The sequence below is a fragment of the Methylobacterium crusticola genome (assembly GCF_003574465.1).
GTDB classification, from domain to species: domain Bacteria; phylum Pseudomonadota; class Alphaproteobacteria; order Rhizobiales; family Beijerinckiaceae; genus Methylobacterium; species Methylobacterium crusticola.
Window position 1 is genome coordinate 25,138 of sequence record NZ_KZ984617.1, and the last position, 13,107, is coordinate 38,244.

The following is a 13,107-nucleotide window of genomic DNA, read 5'->3' on the forward strand; positions in this document are numbered from 1 at the left end:
GCCGGGCGCCCGGGCGATCCCGGGCACCGGCGCTCCCGGACCGGGACCTTGTAGCAGCCGGCCGGGGTCCGCCGTCAATCGCGGGGCCCGAGCGGCGGCCGCGCCCGCAGCATTCCGGCCGCGCGCAGCGGTCCGGCGCGACGCCGGCGGCCCCCGATCCGCGCGCGCGCCGCATCCCCGGGGCGCGTCCGCTCAGAGGGACTTCAGCAGCGTCTCCGCCCCCGACAGGTCGGCCTTCGAGGGCGTGTCCTCGACGTTGAGGGCCCGCACCACCCCGTCGTCGACCAGCATCGCGTAGCGCTTCGAGCGCACCCCGAGGCCGAAGCCGGCGCCGTCCATGTCGAGGCCGATCGCCTTGGCGAAATCGCCGTTGCCGTCGGCCAGGAACTCCATCGACTCGGCGCCCGATGCCTTCGACCAGGCGTCGAGCACGAAGACGTCGTTGACCGAGGTCACCGCGATGGCGTCGACGCCGCGGCCGAGGATCTCCTCCCGCCTGGCGACGTAGCCGGGCAGGTGGTTGCGGTGGCAGGTCGGCGTGAAGGCGCCCGGGACCGCCACGAGGACGACGCGACGGCCCTTGAACACGTCGTCGGTCGTCTTGGCGGCCGGCCCCTCGGCGGTCATGACCCGGAAGGTCGCCTGGGGCAGGTGCTCGCCAACCTGGATCGTCATCGGTGCTCTCCTGATCAGTCCGGGCTGTGTCCCGGCATCGTCCGGATCGGCCGGCGACGCGGCCTACCGAAAAAATCGCTGCGAAATCAAGGGGTGTCGGCGGGTGCGGGTCGTCGCGGGCGCCCTCGCGGCCGCCGCGCGGCCCTGCTTAGCGCGGCCATTCCCGGGTGTCGAGGTTGGCCTCCGTCACGACCGGGTGCAGCCCGGGGCTGGCCAGGGTCAGGCTCAGGGGCAGCGCGCCGGCGCCGCCGGCCGGGGGCCGCTCCCGCACGGGCACGCGGAACAGCACGGTCCCGGGCGCTTCCGGCCGCGCCCGGGGCGGGGGGACGAGGAGCCATCCCGGCGGCCCCGACACGAACAGGTCCGCCGGGCGCCCGTCGGGCACCCGGGCCCGGACCGCGACGACGAGTCCGCCGGTCCGGCCCGGGGGCTCGGGCACCGCGCCCAGGACCGCGAGCGCCCCTTCACCGAGGCGGGCGGGCTGCGGCGAGGCCGCCAGCGCCTCGGCCACCCGCGGGTCCGGGACCGCGGCGGCGTCGGCCGGCAGGGTCAGCGCGAGGTCGGCCCGCACCGGGATGCAGATCGCGCTGCAGATCCCGTAGTCGAGCCGCAGCCGCAGGGCGACCGGGCCGTCCGGATCGATCGGGTGCACGCGAAGCGGCAGCACCACCCGGCCCTCGTAGCCGAACACGACGTCGCCCGCCTCGTCCATCCGCCGCGGCACCGGCCAGACCACCTCGACCCGCGCCGCGTTGCGCGAGCCCGACCAGTCGAGCGTCGGCGGGATCCCGGCCTCGCCCGGGTCGCGCCAGAAGGTCTTGAAGCCCGGGTCGAGGACGATCTCGAGGCCCGCCACCCGCAGGCCGTCGGCCTGGCCGCCCGGGATCAGGCGGGCCCGGGCGTGCAGGCCCGTCGACCAGGCCGGCGCGGCGCCCGCCGGGGCCGGCGCGCCCGCCGCCAGGGCGCCGAGGAGGAGGGCGCAGCGGAGGAGGGCGCAGCGGAGGAGAGCGCCGCGGAGGAGAGCGCCGCGGAGGAGGAAGGTGAGGCCCCGCCGGGGCCGCCGGGGCCGCCGCGGCGCCGCGCCGGCCGCGGGCGCGACGGGATCGGGAAACGTCATCCTTCCACCTGCTCCGGGGGCCGCGCGGCCCCGTCGCGGACCGGCGCCAGCCTACCGGGCGGGTCCGGCGGCGCGCCAGCAACGATCGCGTGACCCCGCCCCGGCCCTGCGGCGAGGTTGCCGGGCGCGGCCACGGAGCCGGGGCGTGCCCGGTGCGTTTCCAGGATGGACAATGCCGGGCCGGGGCGTAGCATGGACCTCATGCGGAGCAGATTTCCACAGAACGACACGGACGTTCCGGGCGACGCGCGCGGCCCCCGCCAGCGGACCGGGGCGGGCCGCGACGAGGGCGCGGCGGACCGTCGGTCCGGGCCGAGCTACCTCGACGGCCAGCTGCTCGTCGCCATGCCGGGCATGGCGGACGAGCGCTTCTCCCGCTCGGTGATCTACCTCTGCGCGCACTCGGCCGAGGGGGCGATGGGGATCATCGTCAACAAGGCCGCGGCCGACCTCAACATGCCGGACCTGCTGGTCCAGCTCGACATCATCGGCCAGGAGGACGCCATCCGGCTGCCGAACCGGATCGGGCACATGCCGGTGCTGATGGGCGGCCCCGTGGAGGCGAGCCGGGGCTTCGTGCTGCACTCGCCCGACTTCCACATCGACCAGTCGACCCTGCTGATCGACGAGGGCATCTGCCTCACCGCCACGATCGAGATCCTGCGGGCGATCGCCGTCGGCAAGGGCCCGTCGAGCGCCGTGCTGGCGCTCGGCTACGCCGGCTGGCAGGCCGGACAGCTCGAGAGCGAGATCCAGGCCAATGGCTGGCTGCACTGCCCGGCCGACCCCGAGCTGATCTTCAACACCGCGCTCGATACCAAGTACGACCGCGCCCTGCGCGGCATCGGGATCGAGCCCGCCATGCTGTCGATGAGCGCCGGTCACGCCTGAGGCGGCCGGCCGGCGGCCTCAATCAGGCCCGGCGGCGGCTTCAGTCAGGCCCGGCGGCGCCCTCGAACGGGCCCGGGTTCATCCCGTCGACGCTGGGCGCGGGCCGCCGCCGCGGGGTGCGCGGGGCCGCGCTCGCGGTGGGGGCCGCCCCCGCCATGCCGAGGCGCGTCGCGAGCGACAGGGCCCGGGCCTCCGAGAAGCGCAGGTGGCAGAAGCCGTGCGAGCCCTCGCGCACGTAGGCGCGGCAGATCTGCTCCCGCTCCGACGAGAAGGCGGCCTGCTCGGTCACGATCGGGCGCACGTCCTCGCGCCGGGCGCGCTGGGTCATCACCTTGTAGTTCTCGCGCACCGCCTTGTCGGCGACCCCGCGGGCGCCGTCGAACTCCTGGGCCCGGGGCAGCAGGAGGCTCGCGCCCGGTCCCCAGAGACCCTTCGGCGTCGTGGCGCAGTCGGCGGCCTGGAACAGGCAGGAATCCGGCTCGGAGAGCGGCGTCACCATCACGCTGCCCTCGAGGATCTCCATCCGGAGCGGGCAGGCGGCGTCCGAGGAGGCGAGCCGGGTGACGCCGTTGGGCCTGCCCTGCTCGGCGAGGGCGACCGGGTTGCCCTCCGCCAGCGGCACCTTGCAGCTCTCGGTGGGCTGCGAGATCCGGGTGCCCGGCAGGGTGATCCGGGCCGTGAAGGCGCCGCCCGCGCGCTCGAGGCGCAGCGAGCCGGCATTGCCGTTCTGCTGGAGGTCCTGGCCGAGGACCGCCTCGTCGCTCGGGGTCCGCAGCACCACGGGCTTGGGCGGGGCGGGGGGCGCGGGCGCCGGCCGGGGCGACTCGGGCAGCACCTCGCCGGGCAGGCCGCCCGGCGCCGCCGGGCCGCGGCCGCCCGGGACCGTGGCGGGCGGCACCGGGGGACGCGCCGCCCGCCCGATCCCGAACAGCTCCTCCAGGAACGACTGGGCCGAGGCCGGGCCCGAGACCGCCGTCAGGACTGCCAGGAGAGGGAGGAGGCGGAACGGCTGCATCAGGCTCCAGGCGGGCGCGCGACGGGACGGGGGCCGGGCGCGGCGGCCGTGATCCCGTTCCCTAGCATGCGGTCCGTGGCGCGGGCGTGGCAAGCCCGCAACATTGTTGTGGCGGCGCGGCCCGAAGGCCGGCCAGGGGCTTGCCGGCGCGGCCGCCCGCGCACCGCCTCGCCTTGCGGCCTCCGGAGGGCCTTCTTATATCGGGCTCGGCGCGGGTGACGCCCTCGAGCTTCGCCTCCCGGCGGACCGAGATCCGGTCGAAGCCCGCTCCGGACCTAACCTTCAAAGTACCGCCATGGGCCGAGCTGCTTCGGGGCTCGGCGGTCTGCTTAAGAACACCAACGAGGGATCCCACCATGGGTAAAGTGATCGGCATCGACCTTGGCACCACCAACAGCTGCGTGGCCGTGATGGAAGGCGCGCAGCCCAAGGTCATCGAGAACGCGGAGGGCGCGCGCACCACCCCGTCCATCGTCGCCTTCACGGACGACGGCGAGCGGCTCGTCGGCCAGCCGGCCAAGCGCCAGGCGGTGACGAACCCCGAGCGCACCTTCTTCGCCATCAAGCGTCTCATCGGGCGCACCAACGACGATCCGATGACCCAGAAGGACAAGGGCCTGGTCTCCTACAAGATCGTGCGCGGCGGCAACGGCGACGCCTGGGTCGAGGCCGACGGCAAGCAGTACTCGCCGTCCCAGATCTCCGCCTTCACGCTGCAGAAGATGAAGGAGACGGCCGAGTCGTACCTCGGCCAGCCGGTCACGCAGGCCGTCATCACGGTTCCGGCCTACTTCAACGACGCCCAGCGCCAGGCGACCAAGGACGCCGGCAAGATCGCCGGCCTCGAGGTCCTGCGCATCATCAACGAGCCGACGGCGGCGGCGCTCGCCTACGGCCTCGACAAGAAGAAGTCCGGCCTGATCGCGGTCTACGACCTCGGCGGCGGCACCTTCGACGTCTCGATCCTGGAGATCGGCGACGGGGTGTTCGAGGTGAAGTCCACGAACGGCGACACGTTCCTGGGCGGCGAGGATTTCGACAACCGCATCGTCGAGTACCTGTCTGCCGAGTTCAAGCGCGAGCAGGGCATCGACCTGACCAAGGACAAGCTCGCCCTCCAGCGCCTCAAGGAGGCCGCCGAGAAGGCCAAGATCGAGCTGTCCGCGGCGACGCAGACCGAGATCAACCTGCCCTACATCACGGCGGACGCGAGCGGTCCCAAGCACCTGGCGCTGAAGCTCAGCCGCGCCAAGTACGAGTCCCTCGTGGACGACCTCGTGCAGCGCACGATCGAGCCCTGCCGCAAGGCCCTCAAGGACGCGGGCGTCTCGGCGAGCGAGGTCGACGAGGTGGTGCTGGTCGGCGGCATGACCCGCATGCCGAAGATCCAGGAGGTGGTGAAGACCTTCTTCGGCAAGGAGCCCCACAAGGGCGTCAACCCGGACGAGGTGGTGGCCATCGGGGCCGCCGTGCAGGCGGGCGTGCTCCAGGGCGACGTCAAGGACGTGCTGCTCCTCGACGTGACCCCGCTCTCCCTCGGCATCGAGACGCTGGGCGGCGTGTTCACCCGGCTCATCGACCGCAACACCACCATCCCGACGAAGAAGTCCCAGGTCTTCTCGACGGCCGAGGACAACCAGAACGCGGTCACCATCCGGGTCTTCCAGGGTGAGCGCGAGATGGCGGCGGACAACAAGCTGCTCGGCCAGTTCGACCTCGTGGGCATCCCGCCCGCGCCCCGCGGCCTGCCGCAGATCGAGGTGACCTTCGACATCGACGCCAACGGCATCGTCAACGTGACGGCGAAGGACAAGGCGACCGGCAAGGAGCACCAGATCCGCATCCAGGCCTCGGGCGGCCTGTCGGATGCCGACATCCAGCGCATGGTGCAGGAGGCCGAGGCCAACGCCGCCGAGGACAAGAAGCGCCGCGAGCTGGTCGAGGTGAGGAACCAGGGCGAGAGCCTGGTCCACTCCACCGAGAAGTCGCTCGCGGAGTACGGCGCCAAGGTGTCGGAGGCCGATCGCGGCGCCATCACGACGGCGGTCGACGCCCTGCGCCAGGCCCTCTCGGGCGAGGACGTCGAGACCATCAAGGCCCGTACCACGGACCTGATGCAGGCCTCGATGAAGCTCGGCGAGGCGATGTACGCCGCGAGCCAGGCGGCGGGCGGCGCCGACGGCCAGGGCGCCGCGGCCGGCGAGCCCAAGAAGGACGACGTCATCGACGCCGACTTCCAGGAGGTCGACGACAAGGACCAGAAGAAGCGGGCCTGATCGGGCCCGGCGCACGGGCGCCCGCGGCCGGGACGTTCCCGGCCGCGGGTCGCCGCGCGCGTGAACGGTTGACCACCCGGTCCCCGGTGCCCGCCGCACCGGGGACCGGCTTGTGAGGATCGGCCCGGTCGAGGGATCGTTCGATCGCGGGGCGTCGATCAGGGGTTTGGGGACGGGGAATGTCGAAGCGCGACTATTACGAGGTGCTGGGCGTCGCCAGAACCGCGAGCGAGGGCGAGCTGAAGGCCGCGTTTCGCAAGCTCGCGATGGTCTACCACCCCGACCGGAACCCCGGAAACAAGGAGGCCGAGCTCAAGTTCAAGGAGCTGAACGAGGCCTACCAGGCCCTGTCCGACGGACAGAAGCGCGCCGCCTACGACCGCTTCGGCCACGCCGCGTTCTCGCAGGGCGGGCAGGGCGGTCCCGGGTTCGGCAACGAGTTCGGCGACTTCATGTCGGACATCTTCGACACCTTCTTCGGCGACGCCCGCGGCGGCGGCGGGGGCGCAGGCGCGCGCCCGGGCGCGGCGGGGCGTGGCGCGGGCGCCGGCCGGGAGCGCGGGGCCGACCTGCGCTACAACCTCGAGATCACCCTCGAGGAGGCCTTCACGGGCAAGGCCGAGACCATCCGGATGCCGACCTCGGTCACCTGCGAGGTCTGCGCCGGCTCGGGCGCGAAGGCGGGCTCGAAGCCCAAGACCTGCCCGACCTGCGCCGGCTACGGCCGGGTGCGGGCGGCGCAGGGGTTCTTCGCCATCGAGCGCACCTGCCCGAACTGCCAGGGCCGCGGCGAGATCATCGAGGACCCGTGCGCGGCCTGCGGGGGCGCCGGGCGGGTGACCCGGGAGCGCAGCCTCTCCATCAACGTGCCGGCGGGCGTCGACGACGGCCTGCGCATCCGCCTCGCCGGGGAGGGCGAGTCGGGCCTGCGCGGCGGCCCGGCGGGCGACCTCTACATCTTCCTGTCGATCAAGCCCCATCCGTTCTTCCAGCGCGACGGGGCCGACCTCTTCTGCCGCGTGCCGATCTCGATGGTGACGGCGGCGCTCTCGGGCGAGATCACCGTGCCGGTGATCGGCGGCTCCGACACCCAGGTGCGCATCCCGGCCGGCACCCAGACCAACAAGCAGTTCCGCCTCAAGGGCAAGGGCATGCCGGTGCTGCGCTCGCGGGACGTGGGCGACCTCTACATCCAGGTCTTCGTCGAGACGCCGCAGAACCTCACCAAGCGCCAGCGCGAGATCCTCCAGGAGTTCGACCAGCACGGCACGGCCGCCGACAACCACCCCGAGAGCGCCGGCTTCTTCTCCCGCGTGAAAGAGTTCTTCGACGGGCTCGGCGGCGCCGGGCGGGCCTGAGGGGCGGGGCCCGCCCCGAACCTCCGCCCCGGCGCGAACCCGGACGCCCCCGGCGCGTTCCCCCGCGCGGGATCAGGGCGCGGCCGGGGGGACGCGGACGACCCGGCAGAAGGCTTGACGGCAGCGCGCCTTTGGTCGACAGCCGTTCCGCAGCTCTGTTGTTCTTCCGCGTCTTCAAGGGTCCTGCCGTTGCCTCGCCGATCCAGCGCCAAAGCCATCGCGGTCCCCCTGCGCGAGCAGCGCGACCCGCTCGAGGACGAGGCGCGATTCCTGCGCTCGTGGCTCGAGCGCCCGCTGGTCACCGGCGCGGTGACGCCCTCGGGGCGCCTGCTCGCCCGGACCATGGCGTCCTACGTCGATCCCCGCCTGACCGGGCCTGTGATCGAGCTCGGGCCCGGCACCGGCCCGGTGACGGACGCCCTGGTGCGCCGCGGCATCGCGCAGGAGCGGCTCGTCCTCCTCGAGTACAACCCGGATTTCTGCGAGCTGCTGCGCCGGCGCTTTCCCCGCGCGACCGTGCTGCGCGGCGACGCCTACGACATCCAGCACGCGCTCCGGGACGTCCTCGGCGGGCCCGCCTGCGCCACGATCTCGAGCCTGCCGCTGTTCACCAAGCCGCTGGAGCAGCGCCTGGATCTCCTGCGCGCGGCGCACGACCTGATGCACGCCAACGCGCCCTTCGTGCAGTTCACCTACGCGGTGGTGCCGCCGATCCCGGCCAATTCCGCGACCTACACGGCGAGCCGCTCGAACAAGGTCTGGCTCAACCTGCCGCCGGCCCGGGTCTGGGTCTACCGCCGGCCCTGAGGGAGCGGCCGCACGGGCCCGCTCAGCCCTTGTCGCCCCATTGCTTCTCGATGATCGTGTAGACCTTGTCGCTGAGGTTGATGTCGAGCTCGACGAGGGCGAGGGTCGTGCGCACCCGGCTCAGGGTCTCGGCGAGCCGGAGCACGGGCTCGGGCACCGCGCGCTCGGCCGGGGGCGTCCCGCTCAGGCCGACCACGTCGCTCACCATGGCGGTGTAGGCGTCCCAGAACTGCTGGTGGCCGATGACGTTGAAGCGCGACAGCGTATCCATGGCGGCGCTCCAGTGCCCCGACTTCAGCATCTCGCCCGGCACCGTGCAGGACAGGTCGCGGGTCAGCGGGTTCGAGAGCCAATTGTAGGTGGTCTGGTCGATGCGGTCGAACGCCTTGCGCAGGGCCGAGGGGTTGGCGAAGTCGAGGCCGGCCGCGAAGGCGCAGGGCGCCTCGAGCTGGTCGATGCGCCAGCTCTGGGAGGGCTCCCGGCCGATCTGCTCCATCTTGCGCAGCCACAGGATCCGCTTGGCCAGCTCGATGTAGGGGTCGACGATCAGGATCGTCTTGAGGAACTCGCCCTGCGCGAGCAGCTCCTCGTAGCGGCGGACGAACAGGCTGCCGTGCAGGTACAGGGAATCGGTGTGCTTGCCGTCGAACACGCAGCGCAGGAGGTCGTAGTGGATCTCCCGGATGCCGAAGTACGACATCTGGAACTCGTTGAAGATCGTGTCGCGCAGGCTGTTGTCCTGGTCGATCGTGTAGTCGAGCGTGAACAGGCGCAGCGGGCGGCAGGTGCGGTCGGCGGCGTGCTGGTAGAGCAGGAAGTTCGAATCGGCATCGAACACCGCGACGCGGCTGGCCGCCGCCAGGCCCGGGCAGGTGGCATCGGTGATCTCGAAGCCGCACAGGCCCGTGTCGTGCCAGCCGAACTCCTTCAGCTGCGGGAACGGCACCCAGGCCTCGAGCTCGAGCGTGCGCTCCGCGTCGATGACCACCCGGACCCGCGGCGTCTGGCGCGAATCATTGGGGGTGAGCCAGAGCAGCAGATGCGACGCGTCGAACCGATTCACGCTGAAATGCATGACGTCCCAGAATCCTGCGCCCCGAGCCCGAGTGCCCGCCCCATCCGACGACCCCCGCGCAAGGTTGCGGAAGGAGCCGGCCCGCGGACGGCTCGGCCCGCGCCGCCGCGCTCCCCCGGGCCGAGCCGTCCGCCCGAGCGTCGCCGATCATCCGGGCAAGCGTATGGTGCAGGCGCCGGACGGCCGCAAGCCTCGGGGGAACCCGGGTCCGGCGCGCTCAGGCCCGCACCGCGTCCGCCGGCCGGGCCGCCGGGGCCATGTCGCGGATGCGCTCGGCGGCGTAGGCCTCGATGTCGAAGGCGTCGTCCGGCACCTTGGCGAGGAAGCGCTCGGCGATCTCGAAGATCACGAGCTCGGGCCGCACGCCCGCGACGTAGGCCCAGTCGATGTTGGCCGACCACACGAAGTGCAGCTCCCGGAACGTCTCGGCGAGCGCCCCCGTGAGCATCCCGTAGACGTAGCTCGAGCAGGACGAGCCGAACAGCACGACGGTGCGGGGGTCCGCCTCGGCGCTCTCGTTCCGGTACACGACGTGGGCGCCGACGTGCAGGTCGCCGCCGCGCCCCGCCGCCTCGTAGGCCTGCACCAGCGTGCCGGCGTGGACCCGCGCGGCGTCGCGCTGGAGGTCGTGGAAGATGCGGGATTCCGCCCGCGGGAACGGCATCTTGGACTCGAGGTCCATCACCCCGGCCACCGCGAGGGTGCGCCGGTCGGCGAAGTCCCGGGCGCGGGCGCCGCAGGCCCGGCAGATCGCCCGGTAGGCGAGGAGGTAGCCCGGGAAGTTCCAGTGCGTGTCGGTGCGCAAGTACAGGTCCGCCTCGTCGCGGCCGGCCCGCATCGGCCCGACGAGCTCGATCCAGGCCCTCCGGCCGGCCGGCGACAGCGCCAGCAGCCGGCCGAGGCGCCGCGCCGGGGACCGGCGCGCGTCGACCCGCAGGCCCGCGAGCTTGTTGTCGTAGACCGTGATCTTCTCCGGCACCACGACGTGCAGGTACTGGGCCCCGAGGTCCCGGCAGCGCGCCGCCCGCCCCAGGACGAGGCGGCGCCAGGCGGCGAGCCGGCGCCAGATCTCCCACGAGGTTCCGTACTGCGCCAGGACGTCGTTCGAGCCGCCCGTCAGGAACAGCCAGCCGTCCTTGCCGATGTGGAACATCTCGCCTCGGGGTTGGGGTGCCTCCGGCCCTCCGGGCCCAGCCGGCGCGGCACCGGGGAATTCGGTTCGGCGGCGCAAGACGCCGCGGCGGCTCAGGTCGCGTCGGTCTGCTCGCCCGGACCGTGGGGCCGCCTCGGGGCCTGGAGCCTCCGGGCCGTGCGCCGGGCCCCCAGCAGGGCGCGCTGGGCGAGCCAGCGCGCCCCGAAGCGCGCCGGCAGGCTGGCCAGCGAGAGGGCGAGACGGGCCTTCAGCCAGGGATCGTAGGGCTCGGCCCGGCGCAGATCCGCCGTGAGCTGGCGCAGGTCGGCCAGCGAGCGCCACGGCCGGCGATAGAGGGCGCGGTCCTGCTTCACCTGGAGGTAGATCAGCGCGTTCCGCTCCAGCTCGTCGCGGTAGTCGCTCGCCTCGAACAGGATGTGGAAGTCGCTCTTGAGCAGGTAGTAGGCGGGCGGGTCGGCGCGGCCCCCGAAGCCCGCGGCCCGCAGGCGCTCGGAATGGTCGCAATGCTCGAAGCCGTAGCGCTCGAAGCGCGTGTCCATGTAGCCGACGGCGCGCAGCGCCCGCCGGCTGAACGAGACGCACTGACCCGTGATGTCGGTGCACAGGACGGGGTCGGACGGGGTGCCGGCGCCCGAGATGAAGCGCTCGGCGAACCACTCCCCGGCGAGGTTGGCGTGGCCGAACCGGTGCGCCGCCTCGATCCAGGGCCGTTCCCAGCCCGGGCTCGTCGGCACGGTGTCGTCCTCGAGCATGATCACGACGTCGCAGCGCGCCACCTCGTGCAGGTAGAACAGGACGCGGTTCTTGTTCCAGGCGATGCCCCGGTTCGGCCCGCCGAGGTGCGGCACCTTCCGGGCCCGCAGCATCGCCAGGGTGTCGTCGGCCGAGCCGTCGTCGGCGACGACGAGGCGGTGCGGCGTGGCGGTGAACCGCGCCACGCCGTCCAGGGTGCGCGCCAGGGACTCGGCCCGATTGTAGGTCGTGACGCCGAGTCCGAGCCTGAGCATCCTCTTGTCGTCTCGTCTCATCGCCGGGGCGGCCGGGAACGCAACCCGGCATGGGGGGCGCACCATACGCGAGCAGCCGCTAACGGGAAAGCCGGGCCGGTGCCAGGGGATGGCGGAGGGCCCGGGCCTTGCGGCGGCGCCGCGGCCGGGTGTTGATGCGGCGATGTCCGACCTGTTCGCCTCCGCCGGCCCCGCGCGCGACGCGCCACGCCCGCTCGCCGACCGTCTCCGCCCGACCGCGCTCCCGGACGTGGTGGGCCAGGAGCACCTGACCGGAGAGGGCGGCGCGCTGACGCGCCTCCTGCACGGCCGCCACCTCGGCTCGCTGATCCTCTGGGGACCGCCCGGGACCGGCAAGACCACGGTGGCGCGCCTCCTCGCGGGGGAGACCGACCTGCATTTCGAGCAGATCTCGGCGATCTTCTCGGGCGTCGCGGAGCTCCGGAAGGTGTTCGAGGCGGCCCGGGCCCGGCGGGCGGCGGGCCGGGGCACCCTGCTCTTCGTCGACGAGATCCACCGCTTCAACCGGGCGCAGCTCGACGCCTTCCTGCCGGTGGTGGAGGACGGCACCGTCACGCTGGTGGGCGCCACGACGGAGAACCCGTCCTTCGAGCTCAACGCCGCGCTCCTGTCCCGGGCCCGGGTGCTGGTCTTCCGCGCCCTCGACGACGCGGCCGTGGAGAAGCTGCTCGCCCGGGCGGAGGCCCTGACCGGCCGGCCCCTGCCCGTCGATCCGGAGGCCCGCGCCGTGCTGGTGCGGATGGCCGACGGGGACGGCCGCGCCGCGCTCACCCTGGCCGAGGAGGTCTGGCGCTCGGCCGCCGCCGGCGAGACCCTCGACGCCGCCTTGCTGCAGGAGCTGATCCAGCGCCGCGCGCCCGTCTACGACAAGGCGCAGGAGGGCCACTACAACCTGATCAGCGCCCTCCACAAGACGATCCGGGGCTCGGATCCCGACGCCGCCCTGTACTACCTCTGCCGCATGCTGGACGCCGGCGAGGACCGGCTGTTCATCGCCCGGCGGCTGGTGCGGGCCGCCGTGGAGGATGTCGGGCTCGCCGACCCGCAGGCGCTGGCGGTCGCCACCGCCGCCAAGGAGGCCTTCGACTTCCTGGGCTCGCCGGAGGGCGAGCTCGCCCTGGCGCAGGCCGCCGTCTACCTCGCCACGGCGCCGAAATCGAACGCGCTCTACACCGCCTACAAGGCCGCGACCCGGACCGCCAAGGAGCACGGCTCCCTGCCGCCGCCCCGCACCATCCTCAACGCGCCGACGAAGCTGATGCGCCGCCTCGGCTACGGCGAGGGCTACCGCTACGACCACGACGAGCCCGACGCCTTCTCGGGCCAGGATTACTGGCCCGAGCGCCTGGGCCGGCAGCGCTTCTACGCGCCGACCGAGCGCGGCTTCGAGCGCAAGGTGGCGGAGCGGCTCGACTGGTGGGAGGCGGAGCGTAAGGCCCGCCGGGAGGAGAGCTGAGGGCCGTCCCGGCGCCCGGCCCCCGGGGCGCACTGCATGTTTGCGGGCCGGTACGCCCGATGCTACCAGCACGTCATGACGGGCAAGCCTCCCCACCGCGGCGGTCCCGGGCGGTCGCGGACCGGCCCGGGCGGACCTTCCTCGGGCCGCTTCGCGCGGGCCCGCACCGGGCCGCGCACCACGGCCCGCGACGCCGCCGAGCGCGCCGGCGGCGGACGCGACCTCGGCGACGCCGCGCCCTGGGGCGACGACGAGG

General features: G+C 73.3%; 11 protein-coding genes and 1 pseudogene. 6 read left to right on the forward strand and 6 right to left on the reverse strand.

Annotation, left to right across the window (positions count from 1 at the left end; genetic code table 11):
• Nucleotides 1–192: 192 nt before the first annotated feature.
• Together DT057_RS01560 and DT057_RS01565 are read right to left on the reverse strand one after the other, a co-directional pair.
• Nucleotides 193–675, reverse strand: coding sequence for a peroxiredoxin (locus tag DT057_RS01560; protein WP_128560370.1), 483 nt, complete (start codon nucleotides 673–675; stop codon nucleotides 193–195).
• 148 nt (nucleotides 676–823) lie between these two features.
• Complete coding sequence (locus tag DT057_RS01565; RefSeq protein WP_128560371.1) at nucleotides 824–1,792, reverse strand: protein-disulfide reductase DsbD domain-containing protein; 969 nt, start codon at nucleotides 1,790–1,792, stop codon at nucleotides 824–826.
• 345 nt (nucleotides 1,793–2,137) lie between these two features.
• Here DT057_RS01565 and DT057_RS01570 point away from each other — a divergent pair, with 345 nt between their 5' ends.
• Nucleotides 2,138–2,683 (forward strand): YqgE/AlgH family protein, encoded by a 546-nt coding sequence (locus DT057_RS01570; RefSeq protein WP_407068145.1) that lies wholly within the window; start codon nucleotides 2,138–2,140, stop codon nucleotides 2,681–2,683.
• A 40-nt stretch (nucleotides 2,684–2,723) separates the two neighbouring features.
• Here DT057_RS01570 and DT057_RS01575 read toward each other — a convergent pair whose 3' ends face one another.
• Entirely contained in the window at nucleotides 2,724–3,698 is a 975-nt protein-coding gene (locus tag DT057_RS01575) for a hypothetical protein (RefSeq protein WP_128560372.1), read from the reverse strand.
• A gap of 356 nt (nucleotides 3,699–4,054) precedes the next feature.
• On the opposite strand from DT057_RS01575, the gene dnaK reads away from it, so the two are divergent.
• From dnaK to DT057_RS01590, 3 genes are all read left to right on the forward strand, one after another.
• A complete protein-coding gene (gene dnaK / locus DT057_RS01580) occupies nucleotides 4,055–5,974 on the forward strand; it encodes a molecular chaperone DnaK (RefSeq protein WP_128560373.1) in 1,920 nt (639 codons plus the stop codon).
• A gap of 179 nt (nucleotides 5,975–6,153) precedes the next feature.
• A complete protein-coding gene (dnaJ, locus tag DT057_RS01585; protein WP_128560374.1) occupies nucleotides 6,154–7,332 on the forward strand; it encodes a molecular chaperone DnaJ in 1,179 nt (392 codons plus the stop codon).
• Between the two features lie 183 nt (nucleotides 7,333–7,515).
• Complete coding sequence (locus DT057_RS01590; protein ID WP_203236157.1) at nucleotides 7,516–8,139, forward strand: class I SAM-dependent methyltransferase; 624 nt, start codon at nucleotides 7,516–7,518, stop codon at nucleotides 8,137–8,139.
• Between the two features lie 22 nt (nucleotides 8,140–8,161).
• Here the strand turns inward: DT057_RS01590 and DT057_RS01595 are convergent, their stop codons facing one another.
• The 3 genes from DT057_RS01595 to DT057_RS01605 form a co-directional block, all read right to left on the reverse strand.
• Nucleotides 8,162–9,214 (reverse strand): hypothetical protein, encoded by a 1,053-nt coding sequence (locus DT057_RS01595; RefSeq protein ID WP_128560376.1) that lies wholly within the window; start codon nucleotides 9,212–9,214, stop codon nucleotides 8,162–8,164.
• 217 nt (nucleotides 9,215–9,431) lie between these two features.
• Nucleotides 9,432–10,367 (reverse strand): alginate O-acetyltransferase AlgX-related protein, encoded by a 936-nt coding sequence (locus DT057_RS01600; protein ID WP_128560377.1) that lies wholly within the window; start codon nucleotides 10,365–10,367, stop codon nucleotides 9,432–9,434.
• 92 nt (nucleotides 10,368–10,459) lie between these two features.
• Nucleotides 10,460–11,374 (reverse strand): glycosyltransferase family 2 protein, encoded by a 915-nt coding sequence (locus DT057_RS01605; RefSeq protein ID WP_162501287.1) that lies wholly within the window; start codon nucleotides 11,372–11,374, stop codon nucleotides 10,460–10,462.
• 163 nt (nucleotides 11,375–11,537) lie between these two features.
• On the opposite strand from DT057_RS01605, the gene DT057_RS01610 reads away from it, so the two are divergent.
• Nucleotides 11,538–12,851, forward strand: a complete 1,314-nt coding sequence (locus DT057_RS01610; RefSeq protein ID WP_128560379.1) for a replication-associated recombination protein A — start codon at nucleotides 11,538–11,540, stop codon at nucleotides 12,849–12,851.
• Between the two features lie 75 nt (nucleotides 12,852–12,926).
• Nucleotides 12,927–13,107: pseudogene (locus DT057_RS01615) on the forward strand (RluA family pseudouridine synthase); the annotation flags it as partial.

Bases quoted from the DNA above. Each gene is read 5' to 3' on its own strand.
- dnaK (WP_128560373.1), top strand. From the start codon at position 4,055: ATGGGTAAAGTGATCGGCATCGACCTTGGCACCACCAACAGCTGCGTG.
- DT057_RS01605 (WP_162501287.1), bottom strand. From the start codon at position 11,374: ATGCTCAGGCTCGGACTCGGCGTCACGACCTACAATCGGGCCGAGTCC.
- DT057_RS01560 (WP_128560370.1), bottom strand. From the start codon at position 675: ATGACGATCCAGGTTGGCGAGCACCTGCCCCAGGCGACCTTCCGGGTC.
- dnaJ (WP_128560374.1), top strand. From the start codon at position 6,154: ATGTCGAAGCGCGACTATTACGAGGTGCTGGGCGTCGCCAGAACCGCG.
- DT057_RS01575 (WP_128560372.1), bottom strand. From the start codon at position 3,698: ATGCAGCCGTTCCGCCTCCTCCCTCTCCTGGCAGTCCTGACGGCGGTC.
- DT057_RS01610 (WP_128560379.1), top strand. From the start codon at position 11,538: ATGTCCGACCTGTTCGCCTCCGCCGGCCCCGCGCGCGACGCGCCACGC.
- DT057_RS01595 (WP_128560376.1), bottom strand. From the start codon at position 9,214: ATGCATTTCAGCGTGAATCGGTTCGACGCGTCGCATCTGCTGCTCTGG.
- DT057_RS01565 (WP_128560371.1), bottom strand. From the start codon at position 1,792: ATGACGTTTCCCGATCCCGTCGCGCCCGCGGCCGGCGCGGCGCCGCGG.
- DT057_RS01570 (WP_407068145.1), top strand. From the start codon at position 2,138: ATGCCGGGCATGGCGGACGAGCGCTTCTCCCGCTCGGTGATCTACCTC.
- DT057_RS01600 (WP_128560377.1), bottom strand. From the start codon at position 10,367: ATGTTCCACATCGGCAAGGACGGCTGGCTGTTCCTGACGGGCGGCTCG.